We start from the raw sequence: 17,581 nt of genomic DNA, 5'->3' as shown, positions 1-17,581 counted from the left end.
AACCCGCTCTATTTAAAAATGAAGTAAATTAAAGGAGTCGGGGATTGTTGAAGAGTATTGGAATTTTAGGTGGAACGTTCAATCCGCCTCATTTGGGGCATTTAATGATGGCAAATGAGGTTTTGCATGCCTTGAAATTAGATGAGATATGGTTCATGCCGTCATATATTCCACCTCATAAAACAATCAAAGAGCCTATTGAGCCATATCATCGTTTACAAATGCTAAAGCTAGCTATTGAAGAACATGATCAATTCACCCTGCAGCCGATTGAATTTGAGCGCAAAGAGCCTTCATATACATATGATACGATGAGAATACTAACAGAGAAATATCCAACGTATCAGTTTCATTTCATCATTGGTGCTGATATGGTAGAATATTTGCCGAAGTGGTATGAAATTGATGAATTAGTCAATTTGGTTACATTTGTAGGTGTAAAGCGCCCGGGGTATACCATTACGTCCCCTTACCCGATAAAAGAAGTAGAAGTTCCGCAGTTTGATGTCTCCTCTTCCTTTATTCGCGAACGAGTAGTAAAGAAAGAAACCATTCGTTATTTTATACCTGCTGGTGTTAAACAATATATCGAGGAGAATCAATTATATGAATCGAACTGAGGCATTAGAAATCGTAAAGAAACAGTTAACAGAACGTCGTTATATTCATACTGTCGGGGTAATGGAAACAGCAATTGAATTAGCTAAACGTTTTGAAGCAGACGAAAAAAAAGCAGAACTGGCTGCTATTTTTCATGACTATGCCAAGTTTCGTCCAAAGGAAGAGATGAAGCAAATTATTATTGATCAAAACATGAACCCTTCTTTATTGGAATACAATACCGAATTATGGCATGCTCCAGTAGGCGCGTTTTTAGTGAGAAATGAAGTAGGGATTACGGATAAGGAAGTATTGGATGCAATTGCTTACCATACATCCGGAAGACCTGGCATGACGTTACTTGAAAAAATTGTGTACGTTGCTGATTATATTGAACCTGGAAGGAGATTTCCAGGTGTTGATGAAGTGCGGGAGTTAGCTAAAACCGACTTAAATGCAGCACTTATTCAATCATTAAAGAATACTATTTCTTTTTTAATGACCAAACATCAGGCCGTTTATCCCGATACGATGATGACATATAATGATTTAATCTTAGGAGGTCAAACACATGACTGAACGTGAATTGCTATCTCTTGTTGTAGAAGCAGCCGATGATAAAAAAGCAATCGATATCGTAGCGTTAAATATGGAAGGAATCTCACTTGTGGCAGATTATTTTGTTATTTGTCACGGTAACTCAGATAAACAAGTGCAGGCAATTGCTCGTGAAATTAAAGAAAAAGCACACGAACAAGGCATTTCTGTGAAGCGTTTAGAAGGGTTTGAGCAGGCTAAGTGGGTGCTTGTTGATCTTGGGGATGTTGTGGTTCACATTTTCCATAAAGATGAGCGCGGATATTATAACTTAGAACGCTTATGGGGAGATGCACCATTTGTAAGTTCAGAAGAGCTACAGCTATGAGCAGGTACGGAGAATTTGCCTACGTATATGATCAGCTAATGGCAGACGTTCCGTATGACGATTGGGCTGAATTTTTTAATCAGCAGGTGGCAAAAGCAAAAACAAAGCCTAACAGTATATTAGACCTTGCCTGCGGCACGGGAGAACTCTCCGTTCGATTTGCAAAAGAAGGTTTCTCCGTAGTCGGCGTTGATTTGTCTGATGATATGCTTATGGTAGCTCAAGAGAAGGCAGCAGAAGCAGGGGTAACGCTATCTCTTTTTCAGCAAAACATGGCGGAACTTGAGTTATTGAAAGAGTTTGATTGTGTAGTAATCTTTTGTGATTCTTTGAACTATTTGCAAAGTGATGAAGAAGTTCAAGAAACCATTCAACGTGTATATAAACACTTAAAACCAGGTGGGCTCTTTATATTTGATGTTCATTCAGTGCACAAGATGAAGGACGTATTTGGAAATCAATCTTTTTCTTATGTAGATGAAGACGTGTCATATATTTGGAACTGCACCTATGACGATACAGACATGCGTGTAGAGCATGATATTACGTTTTTTGCTTATGATGAAGAAATCGATGCATATCATCGCTTTGATGAGGTGCATGCTCAGCGCACTTGGTCGATTGACCATTATCAATCATGGTTGAGCCAAGCTGGTTTTATAAATATAGAAGTAAGTGCAGATTTCAAAATGAGTAAGCCTACTTCAAACAGTGAGCGCATCTTTTTCTCTGCGCAAAAAAAAGAAGCCGAGTAGAGGCTTCTTTTTTGTTTCAAAGCAGGATTTCTACAGAAATTATGGAATAAGACTATCAAACTGATTGTGAACAAGCTCAATGTCTTCGTCAAATTTTTCGTGTGTTTTTTGAAATACGTGCACAAACATCTCTCCGAGTTCAGCTTCTAAAACTTTAATACCTTCTCCGGTTACACCGCCTTTTACGCATACTTTATCCTGCAAGGTAGGAAGCGTAAATATTTCTTTTTCCAACAGTTTTCCCATTCCAATAATCATATCGCTGGCCATGACGGTAGCTTCTTCTTCAGAAATATTTGTTTCTTGAACTGCTGCATCAATAAAGCGTTGAAGCAAAAAGCTGAAGAATGCAGGACCGCAGCTTACGATATCGGATGATACGCGGGTAATCGTTTGATCAATAGCCACAGGCTTTGACATAGATGAAAATAATTCATGTAAATAATTTTGGTAAAAAGGCGTACATCTTTCTCCAAACGTGAAAAGAGAAACACCTGCTAATGCCCGATTCGTAATGCTAGGGATAATTCTAGCTGCTTGACTCGGAATGAGGCGTTCGATTTGTTCTACGCTAATTGGACTGGTAATGGATACAATGCAGTGATCTTTCGTCAGCAGTGGTTCTAATTTTATTAAAAGGGGGTGAATATCCAATGGCTTAACACAAATAAAAATGACTTTGGATGCGTGAACAACTTCTTCAGCTGTATCAGCAACATGAATTTTTTTATGCTGCTGTTGAATCTCTTTGGCCCTTTTTTTTGTACGATTCATAATAGTAATTTTAGAAGGACGTACGGCTTTTGATTCAATAAACGCATCAATTAATATTTTCCCCATGTTTCCTGTTCCGATAAACCCTATGTTCACTGATTCATTCCCTCCTTCAAAAGCCTTTTCTTCTAAACACTATGAAGACGTAATGGAATTTATGACGTTACTTCAAAATTCAAAGGAGTGTACAAGTTGACTTTTTCAAAAAAACAATGGCTAATTGGGTGTATTTGCTTAGCAGTTGGGTTGGCTTTTTATATCTATCGAACAGGCGGAGAGAAACCGGAAAGTTCTCTTCAAACCTCAGATATAATCAAGGCAGAATCTTCTGGTACAAAAAAAGAAGGAGAGTCGTCTAATCAAGTAATTTCAAGCCAAGATTCCCCGTTTGTGATGGTGGATATTAAAGGAGCTGTTCAGAAGCCTGGTGTATACCAGCTTCCGAAAGATGCAAGGGTAAAAGATGCTCTAGCACAAGCCGGAGGCGCTACGAAAGAAGCGGACTTAAGACAGCTCAATTTAGCTAGCAAGCTACAAGATGAAATGGCTGTGTATATTCCAGCTGCTGGAGAAGAAATCCCCCCTTCATCTCCAGTTTCTTCAATTTCTTCCTCAGGAACTTCAAATGATCAGCCCCTTGTTAATATCAATACAGCGAACACTGATGAACTGCAAACGTTAAATGGCATTGGACCTTCAAAAGCCAGTGCCATCGTTTCATATCGAGAGGAAAATGGCTTGTTTCAAACAGTAGAGGATTTGGGAAAAGTATCAGGTATTGGCGAGAAGTCGCTAGAAAAAATCAAAGCTCAAATTACGGTACAGTAGAGACTTATTGACGAAAAAGGAAAAAAAACGCTACACTATGAAAGAGAAAAGTATCATTATTCAGTTTTAAATAAAAAGGCAGGGAATGAGATGAACCGGATTTCATGGGATCAATATTTTATGGCACAAAGCCATTTGCTAGCTTTAAGAAGCACTTGTGAACGTCTGGCTGTTGGAGCTACAGTGGTGCGTGATAAACGTATTATAGCTGGAGGATACAACGGTTCGATCAGCGGAGGCGTGCATTGTGCTGACGAAGGCTGCTATGTAATTGATGGCCACTGCGTAAGAACTGTCCATGCAGAAGTGAATGCACTCTTGCAGTGTGCTAAGTTTGGTGTAAAGACAGAAGATGCGGAAGTATACGTCACGCATTTTCCTTGTTTAAACTGCTGTAAAGCTCTTATTCAAGCGGGAATTAAAACAGTATATTATGCTAATGATTACAAAAATCATCCGTATGCTGTTGAGTTATTTGAACAGGCGGGAGTGAAAACAGCAAAAGTTGAACTTGATGAAGCAATCATTGACTTAAAAAGTAAAGAGAAGCTTCAATTTGTAACGGATGTTCTCGCTCGTTTAGAAAAAAGCGGAGCTGACGAAGCAGAAGTGATGAATTTACAGCGTGAAGCTCTCGCTTTGTTTACGGCAAATTAAAGGTAAAAGAGGTTTTTTACTTGGTAACAGTAAGAAGCCTCTTTCTTTTAAGGAAGAAAGGAGCTAAAAGTGAAAGGATATTATATTTACTGTGCTTTTAGCATGATGCTAGCCTTATATGTATATGATAATCATTCCGCTGTAAGCCTGTTTTTGCTAATCGTGCTTTTCATTTTTCAATGGCTACAATGTCCCAGGAAAGTGGTTATTGCTTCTGCACTGTTGAGCGTTTTGTGCGTCTACCTATTAGCTGAGGCAAATAACCATAACAAAACGGTTCTTTTAGCTGAATCTTCTACTTTTACAGGCGAAATTTCATCTGTTCCGCATAGTGACGGCGACAAGCTTACTTTTAAGTTTACGGTTCAAAATGAAGAAGTCATGGCTTTTTATAAACTAAAAACGCTGGAAGAGAAACAGCAGCTCGAAAAGCTAACGATTCATCAAGTTTGTCAACTAGCAGGGCAATTAACTTCTCCTTCATCTGCTCGCAACCTTCATGCATTTGATTATCAGCAATATTTATACCATCAGTCTATTCATTGGCAGCTTAACGTCAAGAGACTTGATTTGGCAAAATGCCAGCTCCCCACCTTAACTCCACTTACGTACCTTACCTTTATTCGTCAAAAAGGAATTAATTATATTCAACAAAACATGTCGGATCCAGGCGCTGGATTTATGCAGGCACTAATTTACGGCGAGCGTACTGGGATCGAAGAAGAGAGTATCAAGCGCTATCAGCAATTTGGTTTAATACACTTGCTTGCCATATCAGGTCTTCATGTTGGCCTGCTGACAGCGATGTGTTTTTATTTGCTCATTCGGATTGGAATAACGCGCGAGCGAGCCATTACGCTTTTACTTTTGCTTCTTCCTGTATACATGGTTTTGGCCGGTGGCAGCGCTTCAGTTGTCCGAGCTGTTTTTATGAGTATGGTGATGCTTATATCGATAAAAATACAAAGAAAAATTCTTTTGGTTGATAGCATCAGCCTTGCTTTTATGAGCATGCTGCTTTTCAAACCGTACTATTTATTTGATGTAGGATTTCAGCTTTCTTTTGCCGTTAGTTTTGCCTTGATTTTATCGAGTCAGACAATTTTACCTCGTTTTCATTCTTCTTTCAGCCAGCTCATGGCTGTTTCAGCGATTGCACAAGTCAGTTCACTTCCTTTATTGTTGTACTATTTTTATGGAGTATCTCTCCTCAGTTTGCCATTAAATATGGTTTTTGTACCGTTGTTTTCTCTTGTTGTATTACCTCTTTGTTTGCTCATTCTTTTTGTTCGTATCATCTTGCCGGGAGTGAGTGAATTGCTGGAGCAAATTCTTCATGTTCTTTTACTTGCTTGTGAAAAATTGCTTGATTTTTTTGAGTGGATTCCCGCTGATTTCGTAACGGGAAAACCCCATATTTTGCTGTTTTTGGGCATGTACCTATGCATTTATGCTTTATTTGTGGCGGTCGAAGAAGGGAAATTTTTCGTTCGCTATATGTTTCTTCTCGCGGCATTGTTAGCCGCACAATGTATGTATCCTTATTTGAATCCAAAAGGAACGGTCACAATGGTCGATGTAGGACAAGGAGACTGCTTTATCATTGAGCTTCCTTATCGAAAAGGCGTGTATATGATCGATACCGGAGGAACCGTTTCATTTCCAAAAGAACCATGGCAAAAACGCCGTTCTTCTTTTGACGTGGGAGAAGACGTACTTGTTCCCTTTTTGCATTCAAAAGGAATGACAAAGGTAGATAAAATGATTATTACACACGGCGATTATGATCACGCAGGGGCGGCACAGCATTTATTTTCACAAGTGGCTGTCGGAGAGCTGGTGCTTGGGAAAAAAGCCGAATTAAATGACGTAGAGACTGGCTTGGTGATCGCTGCTCAAAAACAAAGCGTGCCTGTTCAAATTGTTCAACAAGGAGATAGCTGGCAAGAAGGAGGTGTCTTATTTCAGGTTATTTCTCCGACAGGTTTCGAAGAAACGAGCAACAACGGCTCAATTGTAATAGACGCTAAGTTAGGAAATTTAAGATGGCTATTCACCGGAGATTTAGAAAAGGAAGGAGAACAAAGAATATTGAAAGACTTTCCCAACCTTAAAGCAGATGTATTAAAAGTGGGTCATCATGGCAGTAAAACATCAACTTCAGAAGAGTTTGTTCAACATTTAAACCCTAAAGTAGCGCTTGTTTCAGCGGGGCAAAAAAATCGTTATGGTCATCCTCATCAAGAAATATTAGAGCTTCTGAAAAGCTACGGGGTGTATATTTACCGAACGGATGAAGATGGTGGGGTAATGTATGAATTTACAAAAAAGTCAGGAACGTTTTCGCAGCAACTTCCATAGTCTATAGTAAGAAAAACGAACTGAAAAAGACTGCTAAGAAGCAGCCTTGAAGCAATTTTACGAACCCAAGTAGTGAATCACAGTTGCAATAACAAATAAGGCAGTGAAAAAGCCAAATGAAACACCAAATCCTACGGCAGAATCGACAGCGTCGTTGCGTTTACTTTGGACACTTTCTTCAAATTGGTTCATTAACACCCCTCCTGTTTACAGTATAATCTAACTTTTTTTAAAAATCTAGACAATTTAAAAGCGTTTTCACAAACTGACAACAGTTAACAACTATACTTTATGAGCATGAGGAGAAAATAGAGATAAGGGTTTAATCATTAACAAATAAGTAACCTAGGGCTTATATTGTTGATGTTTATCATAAACTGAGGAATTGTCGTTTTAAGACAATTCCTTTTGTATTGTTGCCAAAAACTCATAACACCTTTACGATAGAAATTGTATTTTGTTTATCAGTAACTATACATAATCAATATAGATGAATAAAAAAAGAGGAGCGTATATACGTTGGCAGTTGATAGCTTAAAAAGTATTACCAAAAATAATATCGCCCCCGTTTATTTAATACACGGGGTTAATGCATTTATGAGTAAAAAGATTAGAGATAAAATCGTCTACTATACGTTGAATGAAGAAGATAAAGAATTTAACTTGTCCCTATACGATTTAGAAGAGACATCGATTGATCAAGTTCTAGAAGATGCTGAAACGCTTCCTTTTTTAGGAGACAAGCGTGTAGTGGTTGCGAAAAATGCAGCATTTTTAACGGCTGAAAAATCAAAAGATAAAGTTGAGCATGATCTGGCAAAACTTCAGCAATATGTCGAACAGCCCCCGTCTTTTTCAACGTTAATTCTTCTAGCCCCTTATGAAAAGCTGGATGAAAGAAAAAAAATAACAAAATTATTAAAAAAACAAGCAGCTTACATCGAAGCGAACGAATTTGGTGAAAAAGAAATGAAGCAGTGGATTCATAATTTGCTTTCAAAAGATGGAGTGAATATGGATGAAGATGCTGAAACGCTGCTTATTCAGCTTGTGGGGCTTAATGTAACGCTCGTGACAAATGAAATTGAAAAAATGGTGTTATACGTTGGACAAGGAGGAGTCATTACAAAAGAAGTGGTGCTTAAGCTTGTGGCAAAAACGCTTGAACAAAACGTATTTACGCTTATTGATGCTGTTATTCAGCGAAAGGTTTCTATCGCTTTAAATATGTATCAGGATTTGCTGCGTAACAACGAAGAGCCTATTAAAATTTTATCTTTGTTAGCGACGCAGTTTCGTTTAATTTATCATGCGAAGCAGCTGTCTAGTCAAGGGTACGGTCAGCAGCAAATTGCTCAAACGATTAAGGTTCATCCGTTTCGTGTGAAAATCGCTTTGCAGCAGAGCAGAAGTTTTGAGGAACAGCAGCTTAAAGGAATTTTAAAGGATTTAGCAGAGGCAGATTATGAAATGAAGACGGGAAAAATGGATAAAGCGCTTATTTTACAGCTGTTTTTATTAAAAAGAGCGCAATAAAAAAACGATCCTAATGGGATCGTTTTTGTCTCAATTATGCAGATAAACCGTTAAGTTTTACTGCTAAGCGAGATTTTTGACGAGCTGCAGCATTTTTGTGGATAAGACCAGATTGTGCGGCTTTGTCTAATTTTTTAGAAGCAACAGCAAATGCTGCTTTTGCGTTATCTACATCGTTGTTTTCAACTAAAGCTTCAAAGTTTTTGATTGCAGTACGCATAGCTGATTTAGCTTGAATGTTATGAGCACGGCGAGCTTCAGTAGTTTTTACACGTTTGATAGCTGATTTAATGTTTGGCATCCGTTTCACCTCCCGAAATGATAACAATCGAGATTATATAGAACTCGACATTCTTCACAATAAGAACAAAAGATATTTTATCAAACACAAGGACAGAATGCAATAGCCTTGACAAGGAATTTTATATGACAGACCTCTCTTTAAAAGCTTGTAGCTGATATTGCGCCCTTCCTTCTACTTTTCGTTTCTTAAATGCATGAATCTGCCAGTCCTCGGTGACAATAATTTCAACAAAGATTGTCTAGGAGGTTAAGAAATGGAAAAAGAACTTGATTTAAGTCAATATAGCGTGCGCACGGATCTAGCTGTCGAAGCAAAAGACATAGCGTTAGAAAATCAGCCTAAACCGAATAACCAGTCAGAAATCAACGGCGTAATTGTAAAAGAAAAAGAAGAACAAGGTGTCAAAATTTCAATGGTAGAAATTACGGAAGAGGGCGCAGAAGCAATCGGTAAGAAAAAAGGCCGATATGTAACCCTTGAATCGGTAGGCATTCGCGAGCAGGATACTGAAAAGCAAGAGGCTATGGAAGAAGTATTTGCTAAAGAGCTGAATTTTTTTATTAAAAGCCTCAACATTCCAGATGATGCTAGCTGTCTTGTAGTGGGTCTTGGAAACTTAAGTGTGACACCAGATGCGCTTGGACCAAAGGCAGTAGATAATTTGTTGATTACAAGACATTTGTTTGAGTTACAGCCTGAAAGCGTGCAAGATGGCTTTAGACCCGTTAGCGCCATTGTTCCGGGAGTAATGGGAATGACGGGTATTGAGACAAGTGATATTATCTTTGGCGTTGTAAAGAAAGTGAATCCGGATTTTATTATTGCAATCGATGCGCTGGCCGCTCGTTCGATTGAACGGGTAAATGCTACCATTCAAATTTCAGATTCAGGTATTCATCCTGGGTCTGGGGTTGGAAACAAGCGCAAAGAAATCAGTTATGAAACACTTGGCATTCCAGTTATTGCAATAGGTATTCCAACGGTGGTGGATGCTGTGTCCATTACAAGCGATACAATTGACTTTATCTTAAAACATTTCGGCCGAGAAATGAAAGAGCAGGGAAAGCCGTCTAAGTCGCTGCTTCCGTCCGGTATGACGTTTGGAGAAAAAAAGAAGCTCACGGAGGATGATTTACCCAATGAAGAGCAGCGTCAAACGTACCTCGGTATGATTGGCACTCTTCCCGATGAAGAAAAAAGACGTCTTATTCATGAAGTGCTTGCACCTTTAGGTCATAATTTGATGGTTACACCAAAAGAAGTGGATATGTTTATTGAAGATATGGCTAATGTAGTTGCAGGAGGACTTAACGCTGCTTTGCATCATGAAGTGGACCAAGAGAACTTTGGGGCATATACTCATTAATACGCTTTTAGATGAATGAGTTCTTCAGAATATAGTCATAATGGTTAGTACTACAGAAGATAAAGAAGTAAGGGGCCTAATAATATGATTAAATTTACTTTAAAATCAGTAGTGCTAACTATTTTTTTACTGTTCGTCGTATTTTTAGGAATGCAGACGGCTCAGCAAGGGCTGATTAAAATGAAGGGATATAATGATCCTTCGATTGAACATGTTATTAATGTGTCTAAAACGTCAGATGGTCAGGTGGAAGCTGCTGTTTTAGGTTCAAAAAAAGTTGTGAACATTGATGAAAAACAGCAGCTTTTAGAAAAACGAAAGGCTTTTAACTTTTTCTCCTCGCTAGGTCAAAGTCTAGCGGAAGGCGTGAAAAGTACAATAGGAAAAGCTTTTAAGGCTATCCATCATCTTCTTAATTAAAAGCAGAATCTCTTTCTGCTTTTTTGTATGGAAAAATCCCCAATGGAATGCTTATTGAATGTTGACGAATGTGTTGTTATAATTTAGTTTAGTGTATTTTGCCGATTTTCAGTAGGAGTGAAAAAAATATGGATAGAGAAGCAAGATTGAAACGACAATCGAAAATCAGAAACTTTTCGATTATTGCTCATATAGACCACGGTAAGTCAACATTAGCAGACCGTATTTTAGAAAAAACAAATGCGTTAACACAGCGAGAAATGAAAGCTCAGCTTTTAGATTCGATGGATTTAGAACGTGAACGTGGAATTACCATTAAATTAAATGCTGTGCAGCTTCAATACAAAGCAAAAGATGGAGAAGAGTATACTTTTCATCTAATTGACACACCGGGACACGTCGATTTTACATATGAAGTGTCGCGAAGTTTAGCCGCGTGTGAAGGTGCTATTCTAGTAGTAGATGCAGCTCAAGGTATTGAAGCTCAAACACTAGCAAACGTATATTTAGCGCTTGATAACAACCTTGAAATTTTACCTGTCATTAATAAGATTGACCTGCCGAGCGCAGAGCCAGAGCGAGTGCGCCAAGAGGTTGAAGACGTAATTGGATTAGATGCGTCGGAAGCTGTATTAGCTTCAGCTAAAGCAGGAATTGGAATCGAAGAAATTTTAGAACAAATTGTTGAAAAAGTTCCTGCTCCTGAAGGGGATCCAGATGCACCGCTTCAAGCGCTAATCTTTGATTCATTTTATGATGCATACCGAGGTGTAGTTGCATCTATTCGTATCGTACAGGGACGAGTAAAAGTAGGCGACAAAATTAAAATGATGGCAACAGGAAAAGAGTTTGAGGTAACGGAGCTAGGTGTGTTAACGCCAAAAGCCGTTGCTAAAGATGAACTTTCTGTTGGCGACGTAGGGTTTTTAACAGCAGCTATTAAAAATGTTGGAGATACGCGAGTAGGGGACACGATTACTCTTGCCAAAAACGGAGCAAGTGAACCTCTTCCTGGCTATCGTCGTCTGAATCCAATGGTATACTGCGGACTGTATCCGATTGATACAGCGAAGTATAACGATCTTCGTGAAGCACTAGAAAAGTTAGAGCTAAATGACTCTGCACTTCAGTTTGAGCCAGAGACGTCTCAGGCCTTAGGGTTTGGTTTCCGATGTGGATTCTTAGGACTGCTTCACATGGAGATTATCCAAGAGCGTATTGAGCGTGAATTTAAAATTGATTTAATTACAACAGCTCCAAGCGTTATTTATGACGTATATTTAACAGACGAGACTCATCTGTCTGTAGATAACCCTTCTAATATGCCGGACCCACAAAAGATTGAACGCGTGGAAGAACCGTATGTGAAGGCCACAATGATGGTACCAAACGATTATGTTGGTGCTGTGATGGAGCTTTGTCAGAAGAAGCGAGGCAACTTTATTGATATGCAGTACTTGGATGCTAATCGCGTGAGTATTGTATACGAAATTCCGCTGGCTGAAATTGTATATGATTTCTTTGATCAACTAAAATCAAATACAAAAGGCTACGCGTCGTTTGACTACGAGCTTATCGGATATCAGCCTTCGAAGCTTGTGAAGATGGATATTCTCTTAAACGGTGAAACGGTCGATGCGCTGTCCTTTATCGTTCACAGAGATTCAGCTTATGATCGTGGTAAAGTCATTGTAGAAAAGCTTAAAGAGCTTATTCCACGTCAACAGTTCGAAGTGCCGATTCAAGCGGCAATCGGTCAAAAAATTGTGGCGCGTTCAACAATTAAAGCCATTCGCAAAAACGTTTTAGCAAAATGTTACGGAGGAGATATCTCTCGTAAACGTAAACTTCTTGAAAAACAAAAAGAAGGTAAAAAACGTATGAAGCAGGTCGGTTCTGTTGAAGTACCGCAGGAAGCATTCATGGCTGTGCTTCGCATGGACGAAGATTAATAGCTGAAATTCTATTATTTAACATGTCAAATTAGTTTTGAAAATGAAGCGAATCTGATACGATGGTAAAGAGTTTTGAGCGCTGTAAATAAGTGTGAACGAACATAGATAAAAATACCGCAGAGAGACTCTGCGGTATTTTTATCATTTATAAATGTGATTGAGGTGAAAGTCCATGGTGAAGGCAGCATATCTGCATATCCCGTTTTGTCATCATATTTGTCACTATTGTGACTTTAATAAAGTGTTTTTCAAAAATCAGCCCGTTATGCCGTATTTGGAAAGCATGCGAGAAGAAATGAAACAAACAGTCGAACGTTATCCAACGACCAATTTGAACACGATATTCGTTGGGGGTGGAACGCCCACAGCCTTAGATGAACAGCAGCTGGAGTATTTTTTAGAATCCATTCGTATGTATCTTCCTTATGATGAGAAAGGTGAGTTTACATTTGAAGCGAATCCGAATGAATTGACAAAAGAAAAGCTTCAGCTTCTCCATGACTATGGCGTGAATCGTTTAAGTATTGGTGTACAAACGTTTAATGAAAGGTTATTGGAGAAAATTGGACGTGTGCATTCAAATAGGCAGGTATTTGATTGTATTGAGCAAGCGAGAAAGATTGGAATGTCGAATATAAGCTTAGACTTAATTTATAGCTTGCCGGAACAAACGGTAGCTGATTTTTCTTCTACGCTTCAAACCGCTTTTTCATTAGAGGTAGAGCATATGTCTGCCTATTCGTTAATTATTGAACCTAAAACGGTATTTTATAATTTAATGAATAAAGGGAAGCTGCCGCTGCCTGCTCAAGAAGAAGAAGCAGCTATGTATGAGCTGCTTATGAAAGAAATGGACAAACAAGGTTTTCATCAATATGAAATCAGTAATTTCGCAAAGTCAGGCTACGAGAGTATTCATAATCTAACATATTGGAACAACGACGATTATTACGGAATTGGTGCAGGCGCACATAGCTATATTGACGGAATAAGACGAGCAAATATTGGACCATTAAAAAAGTACATTGATTCAGTCGAGCAAAAAGGAAATGCATATCTTAATGAAGTGAGCGTGACCGAGGCTGAAAAAATGGAAGAAGAAATGTTTTTGGGTCTTCGTAAAACGAAAGGAGTCTCAAAAGAGGAGTTTAAGCAAAAATTCAATCGAGAATTAAAAGATGTATTTGGAGAACCTATTCAAGAATACAAAGAGAAAGGACTTTTGGGTGAAGACAATAGCTCCGTCTTTTTAACACACAATGGTCGATTTTTGGGGAATGAAGTTTTTCAAGCCTTTATTGGGATAATCTAATACCAAATCGTTGACATCGCTATAGTGATTTGGTAATTTATTATTAGATTTAGCACTCAGAGTTTTAGAGTGCTAACAGAGGTGATGAAGCGTGCTTACTGATCGACAGTTATTAATTTTACAAGTCATTATTGATGATTTCATTCGATCTGCGCAGCCGGTAGGCTCTCGAACATTATCTAAGAAAGAAGAGTTTAATTTTAGTTCGGCTACGATTCGTAATGAGATGTCAGACCTAGAAGAACTTGGATTTATTGAAAAAACTCATACTTCTTCAGGGCGCGTTCCGTCTGAGAAAGGCTATCGTTATTATGTTGATCACCTAGTGTCCCCGCAGCACTTGAAAGCAAGCGATGTTTCTACAGTACGTTCGGTATTTGCTGAGCGCATTGTAGAACTGGAGCAGCTCGTTCAAAAATCAGCGCAAATTTTATCTGATTTAACGAGTTTAACGTCCATTGTGCTAGGGCCAAAAGCGGTCAGCCATAAGTTAAAACAGCTGCAGATTTTACCTTTAACGGCTCAGTCAGCTGTTGCCATTATTGTGACTGATACAGGACACGTTGAAAGTCGGACGATTACGTTACCGAGCAGTATTCAACCTTCCGATATTGAAAAGATGGTTAACATTTTGAACGAAAAGCTCATCGGCGTTCGCATTACTGATTTACATGATAAAATGTACAAAGAAGTAGCGACGCTCTTAAAAAGCCACATTCAAGGGTATGAGCAGACGATGGATATACTCAATGATGCATTAAAGCTCAACATGAATGGCAAATTAGTAGTTGGCGGCAAAACGAATATGTTTGCTCAGCCGGAATTTCATGATCTTAATAAAATTCGCGGGCTGTTCAACATTATTGAACATGAACAGCAGTTTTATAAGCTGCTAAGCCCAAATGAGGCTGGCATACACGTGAAAATTGGTCATGAAAATAAGTTGAATGAAATGGTAGGCTGCAGCTTAATTACAGCTAGTTATTCTTTTGGTCACGAACAGCTCGGCACAATTGCTATACTGGGACCGACCCGCATGGAATATGCGCGTGTGATTAGTTTGCTTACACTGCTATCATCAGATATGTCTCAAGTGTTAACAAACTTGTATAAAGAATAAAGGAATCGGGTGGAATATATTACTTCCATCCTTTCCCTGTGATAAAATAAAAATCGTTGTTTAAAATGTGAAAATGTGTGTAAACATTTAAGGGAGGTGAATGAATTGTCAAACGAAAAGCAAGTAGAAGAACAAAACGAAGAAGTGGTTGAAGAAGTTCAAACAGAAGCTGCTGAAGCAACTGAAGCTGAAGCGTCTGAGGAAGTAAACCCTCTTCAACAAGAAAATGATCAATTAAAGCAACAGCTTGAAGAAGAAGAGAATCGCTACTTACGTCTACAAGCTGATTTCGATAATTTCCGTCGTCGTTCACGTCTCGATGCAGAAGCTGCTCAAAAATACCGTGCTCAATCATTGGTTGCGGATATTTTACCAGCACTTGATAACTTTGAACGTGCATTACAAGTTAACACAGCGGACGAACAAACTAAATCTGTGCTACAAGGTGTAGAAATGGTATACCGTCAATTGGTGGAGGCACTTCAAAAAGAAGGTGTTGAAGCAATTGAGTCAGTTGGGAAAACATTTGATCCATACGAGCATCAAGCAGTGATGCAAGTAGAAGACGATGAATACGAACCGAACACGGTAGTAGAAGAGCTTCAAAAAGGTTACAAATTAAAAGATAAAATCATCCGCCCTGCGATGGTTAAAGTGAATCAATAACACTACATATTATGAAGGAGGTCATTGTCAATGAGTAAGATCATTGGTATCGATTTAGGTACAACTAACTCTTGTGTCGCTGTATTAGAAGGCGGCGAACCAAAAGTAATTCCAAACCCAGAAGGAAACCGTACAACGCCATCAGTTGTGGCATTCAAAAACGGTGAGCGTCAAGTTGGGGAAGTAGCGAAACGTCAAGCTATCACAAACCCTAACACAATTATTTCAGTTAAACGTCATATGGGTACAGACCATAAGGTGGAAGCTGAAGGCAAGCAATACACGCCTCAAGAAATGTCAGCTATCATTCTTCAACATTTAAAAGGTTATGCTGAAGAGTATTTAGGTGAGCCTGTAACAAAAGCTGTTATCACAGTTCCTGCTTACTTTAATGATGCTGAGCGTCAAGCAACAAAAGATGCTGGTAAAATTGCTGGTTTAGAAGTAGAGCGTATTATTAACGAGCCTACTGCAGCAGCGCTTGCATACGGATTAGAAAAAACAGATGAAGATCAAACAGTTTTAGTTTATGACCTTGGTGGCGGTACGTTTGACGTATCTATTCTAGAACTTGGCGACGGCGTGTTTGAAGTTCGCGCAACTGCAGGTGACAATCGCCTTGGTGGTGACGACTTTGACCAAGTAATCATCGACTATTTAGTAGCTGAATTCAAAAAAGAAAACGGCGTTGATTTAAGCAAAGATAAAATGGCGCTTCAACGTTTAAAAGATGCGGCTGAAAAAGCGAAAAAAGATTTATCAGGCGTAACATCTACACAAATTTCTTTACCATTTATCACTGCTGGAGAAGCTGGTCCTCTTCACTTAGAAGTATCTTTATCACGTGCTAAATTTGACGAGTTATCAGCAGGTCTTGTTGAACGTACAATGGCCCCTGTGCGTCAAGCTTTAAAAGATGCAGGTCTTTCTGCAAGCGAACTTGATAAAGTAATCTTAGTTGGTGGTTCAACTCGTATCCCAGCGGTACAAGATGCAATCAAAAAAGAAACTGGTCAAGATCCTCATAAAGGTGTAAACCCTGATGAAGTAGTTGCACTTGGTGCAGCAATTCAAGGTGGCGTATTAACTGGTGATGTAAAAGACGTTGTATTACTAGACGTAACGCCTTTATCACTAGGTATCGAAACAATGGGTGGCGTATTTACAAAGCTAATTGAGCGTAATACGACAATTCCAACAAGTAAATCACAAGTATTCTCAACGGCTGCAGATAGCCAAACGGCTGTAGATATTCACGTTCTTCAAGGTGAGCGTCCAATGTCTGCAGACAATAAAACGCTAGGACGTTTCCAATTAACAGACATTCCTCCTGCACCACGCGGAGTACCTCAAATCGAAGTATCATTCGATATTGATAAGAACGGTATCGTAAACGTTCGTGCAAAAGATTTAGGTACAAACAAAGAGCAGGCGATTACAATTAAATCTTCAACTGGTTTATCAGATGACGAAATCGAACGCATGGTAAAAGAGGCGGAAGAAAACGCAGATGCTGATAAGCAACGTAAAGAAGAAGTGGAACTACGCAACGAAGCAGATCAACTAGTGTTTACAACTGAAAAAACATTAAAAGATCTTGAAGGAAAAGTAGAAGAAGCTGAAGTAACAAAAGCTAACGAAGCAAAAGATGCTTTAAAAGCTGCGATTGAAAAGAATGACCTTGAAGAAATCAAAGCGAAAAAAGATGAACTTCAAGAAATCGTTCAAGCGTTAACTGTAAAATTGTATGAGCAAGCTCAACAAGCTCAGCAAGCAGGTGAACAAGGCGCTCAAAATGATGATGTTGTAGATGCAGAGTTTGAAGAAGTAAACGACGACAAAAAATAATGCATCTTGACGACTAACGTGAATGACGCCATGGTGCGATTCACATCTTTTTAAAAAGTCAAAGTCAAGCTTATTTCTTGGCTTTGACTTTTTTAACGTGGAAAAGCGAAAGGGGAAGTTTTTCTCTTGGCTCTCTGCGTGCACGTGAGCAATA

At 38.9% G+C, this 17,581-nt stretch carries 18 protein-coding genes; 15 read left to right on the top strand and 3 right to left on the bottom strand.

Annotated elements, in window-relative coordinates; genetic code table 11:
• The first annotated feature begins 47 nt into the window (after nucleotides 1-47).
• From NST66_RS22170 to NST66_RS22155, 4 genes are read left to right on the top strand one after another with little or no spacing between them, the layout of a single operon-like run.
• The gene (locus tag NST66_RS22170; RefSeq protein WP_025750563.1) at nucleotides 48-620 is read left to right on the top strand and encodes a nicotinate-nucleotide adenylyltransferase; all 573 of its coding nucleotides are present in this window, start codon (nucleotides 48-50) and stop codon (nucleotides 618-620) included.
• Entirely contained in the window at nucleotides 607-1,179 is a 573-nt protein-coding gene (gene yqeK, locus NST66_RS22165; protein WP_028411664.1) for a bis(5'-nucleosyl)-tetraphosphatase (symmetrical) YqeK, read from the top strand. Before NST66_RS22170 ends, yqeK begins: the two co-directional genes overlap by 14 nt.
• A complete protein-coding gene (gene rsfS / locus NST66_RS22160) occupies nucleotides 1,172-1,525 on the top strand; it encodes a ribosome silencing factor (protein ID WP_013085071.1) in 354 nt (117 codons plus the stop codon). The genes yqeK and rsfS overlap by 8 nt, the downstream gene beginning before the upstream one ends.
• Complete coding sequence (locus tag NST66_RS22155; protein ID WP_340843695.1) at nucleotides 1,522-2,280, top strand: class I SAM-dependent DNA methyltransferase; 759 nt, start codon at nucleotides 1,522-1,524, stop codon at nucleotides 2,278-2,280. The genes rsfS and NST66_RS22155 overlap by 4 nt, the downstream gene beginning before the upstream one ends.
• Before the next feature lie 39 nt (nucleotides 2,281-2,319).
• Here NST66_RS22155 and comER read toward each other — a convergent pair whose 3' ends face one another.
• Entirely contained in the window at nucleotides 2,320-3,150 is an 831-nt protein-coding gene (comER, locus tag NST66_RS22150) for a late competence protein ComER (RefSeq protein ID WP_025750559.1), read from the bottom strand.
• Nucleotides 3,151-3,246: 96 nt separating this feature from the next.
• On the opposite strand from comER, the gene NST66_RS22145 reads away from it, so the two are divergent.
• The 3 genes from NST66_RS22145 (at nucleotide 3,247) to NST66_RS22135 (ending at nucleotide 6,900) form a co-directional block, all read left to right on the top strand.
• Nucleotides 3,247-3,882: a helix-hairpin-helix domain-containing protein gene (locus NST66_RS22145; protein ID WP_028411662.1), complete on the top strand. Its 636-nt coding sequence runs from the start codon at nucleotides 3,247-3,249 to the stop codon at nucleotides 3,880-3,882.
• A 90-nt stretch (nucleotides 3,883-3,972) separates the two neighbouring features.
• The gene (locus tag NST66_RS22140; protein ID WP_028411661.1) at nucleotides 3,973-4,539 is read left to right on the top strand and encodes a ComE operon protein 2; all 567 of its coding nucleotides are present in this window, start codon (nucleotides 3,973-3,975) and stop codon (nucleotides 4,537-4,539) included.
• 69 nt (nucleotides 4,540-4,608) lie between these two features.
• Complete coding sequence (locus NST66_RS22135; protein WP_033579672.1) at nucleotides 4,609-6,900, top strand: DNA internalization-related competence protein ComEC/Rec2; 2,292 nt, start codon at nucleotides 4,609-4,611, stop codon at nucleotides 6,898-6,900.
• 57 nt (nucleotides 6,901-6,957) lie between these two features.
• On the opposite strand, the gene NST66_RS22130 is transcribed toward NST66_RS22135, so the two are convergent.
• Complete coding sequence (locus NST66_RS22130; RefSeq protein ID WP_013059251.1) at nucleotides 6,958-7,092, bottom strand: YqzM family protein; 135 nt, start codon at nucleotides 7,090-7,092, stop codon at nucleotides 6,958-6,960.
• A 327-nt stretch (nucleotides 7,093-7,419) separates the two neighbouring features.
• Between NST66_RS22130 and holA the strand changes: the two genes are divergently transcribed.
• Nucleotides 7,420-8,436, top strand: coding sequence for a DNA polymerase III subunit delta (holA, locus tag NST66_RS22125; RefSeq protein WP_049166214.1), 1,017 nt, complete (start codon nucleotides 7,420-7,422; stop codon nucleotides 8,434-8,436).
• Nucleotides 8,437-8,470: 34 nt separating this feature from the next.
• On the opposite strand, the gene rpsT is transcribed toward holA, so the two are convergent.
• Nucleotides 8,471-8,737, bottom strand: a complete 267-nt coding sequence (gene rpsT, locus NST66_RS22120; RefSeq protein ID WP_013085065.1) for a 30S ribosomal protein S20 — start codon at nucleotides 8,735-8,737, stop codon at nucleotides 8,471-8,473.
• Between the two features lie 256 nt (nucleotides 8,738-8,993).
• On the opposite strand from rpsT, the gene gpr reads away from it, so the two are divergent.
• The 7 genes from gpr to dnaK all read left to right on the top strand — a co-directional run bounded on the left by gpr (nucleotide 8,994) and on the right by dnaK (nucleotide 17,427).
• A complete protein-coding gene (gpr, locus tag NST66_RS22115; RefSeq protein WP_028411658.1) occupies nucleotides 8,994-10,106 on the top strand; it encodes a GPR endopeptidase in 1,113 nt (370 codons plus the stop codon).
• Between the two features lie 84 nt (nucleotides 10,107-10,190).
• Nucleotides 10,191-10,526: a YqxA family protein gene (locus NST66_RS22110; protein WP_028411657.1), complete on the top strand. Its 336-nt coding sequence runs from the start codon at nucleotides 10,191-10,193 to the stop codon at nucleotides 10,524-10,526.
• A gap of 128 nt (nucleotides 10,527-10,654) precedes the next feature.
• Nucleotides 10,655-12,478: a translation elongation factor 4 gene (gene lepA, locus NST66_RS22105; protein WP_013059246.1), complete on the top strand. Its 1,824-nt coding sequence runs from the start codon at nucleotides 10,655-10,657 to the stop codon at nucleotides 12,476-12,478.
• Between the two features lie 175 nt (nucleotides 12,479-12,653).
• Nucleotides 12,654-13,793, top strand: a complete 1,140-nt coding sequence (gene hemW / locus NST66_RS22100) for a radical SAM family heme chaperone HemW (RefSeq protein ID WP_047749825.1) — start codon at nucleotides 12,654-12,656, stop codon at nucleotides 13,791-13,793.
• Between the two features lie 91 nt (nucleotides 13,794-13,884).
• Nucleotides 13,885-14,913, top strand: a complete 1,029-nt coding sequence (hrcA, locus tag NST66_RS22095) for a heat-inducible transcriptional repressor HrcA (RefSeq protein ID WP_013059244.1) — start codon at nucleotides 13,885-13,887, stop codon at nucleotides 14,911-14,913.
• A 105-nt stretch (nucleotides 14,914-15,018) separates the two neighbouring features.
• A complete protein-coding gene (grpE, locus tag NST66_RS22090; RefSeq protein WP_028411655.1) occupies nucleotides 15,019-15,579 on the top strand; it encodes a nucleotide exchange factor GrpE in 561 nt (186 codons plus the stop codon).
• A 30-nt stretch (nucleotides 15,580-15,609) separates the two neighbouring features.
• Nucleotides 15,610-17,427 (top strand): molecular chaperone DnaK, encoded by a 1,818-nt coding sequence (gene dnaK, locus NST66_RS22085; protein ID WP_014458181.1) that lies wholly within the window; start codon nucleotides 15,610-15,612, stop codon nucleotides 17,425-17,427.
• Nucleotides 17,428-17,581: the final 154 nt, after the last annotated feature.

Origin of the sequence: Priestia sp. FSL W8-0524 (assembly GCF_038005965.1) — a bacterium.
In the GTDB taxonomy this organism is placed as follows: Bacteria; Bacillota; Bacilli; order Bacillales; family Bacillaceae_H; genus Priestia; species Priestia zanthoxyli.
This window is presented reverse-complemented; position numbering and strand designations above follow the sequence as displayed.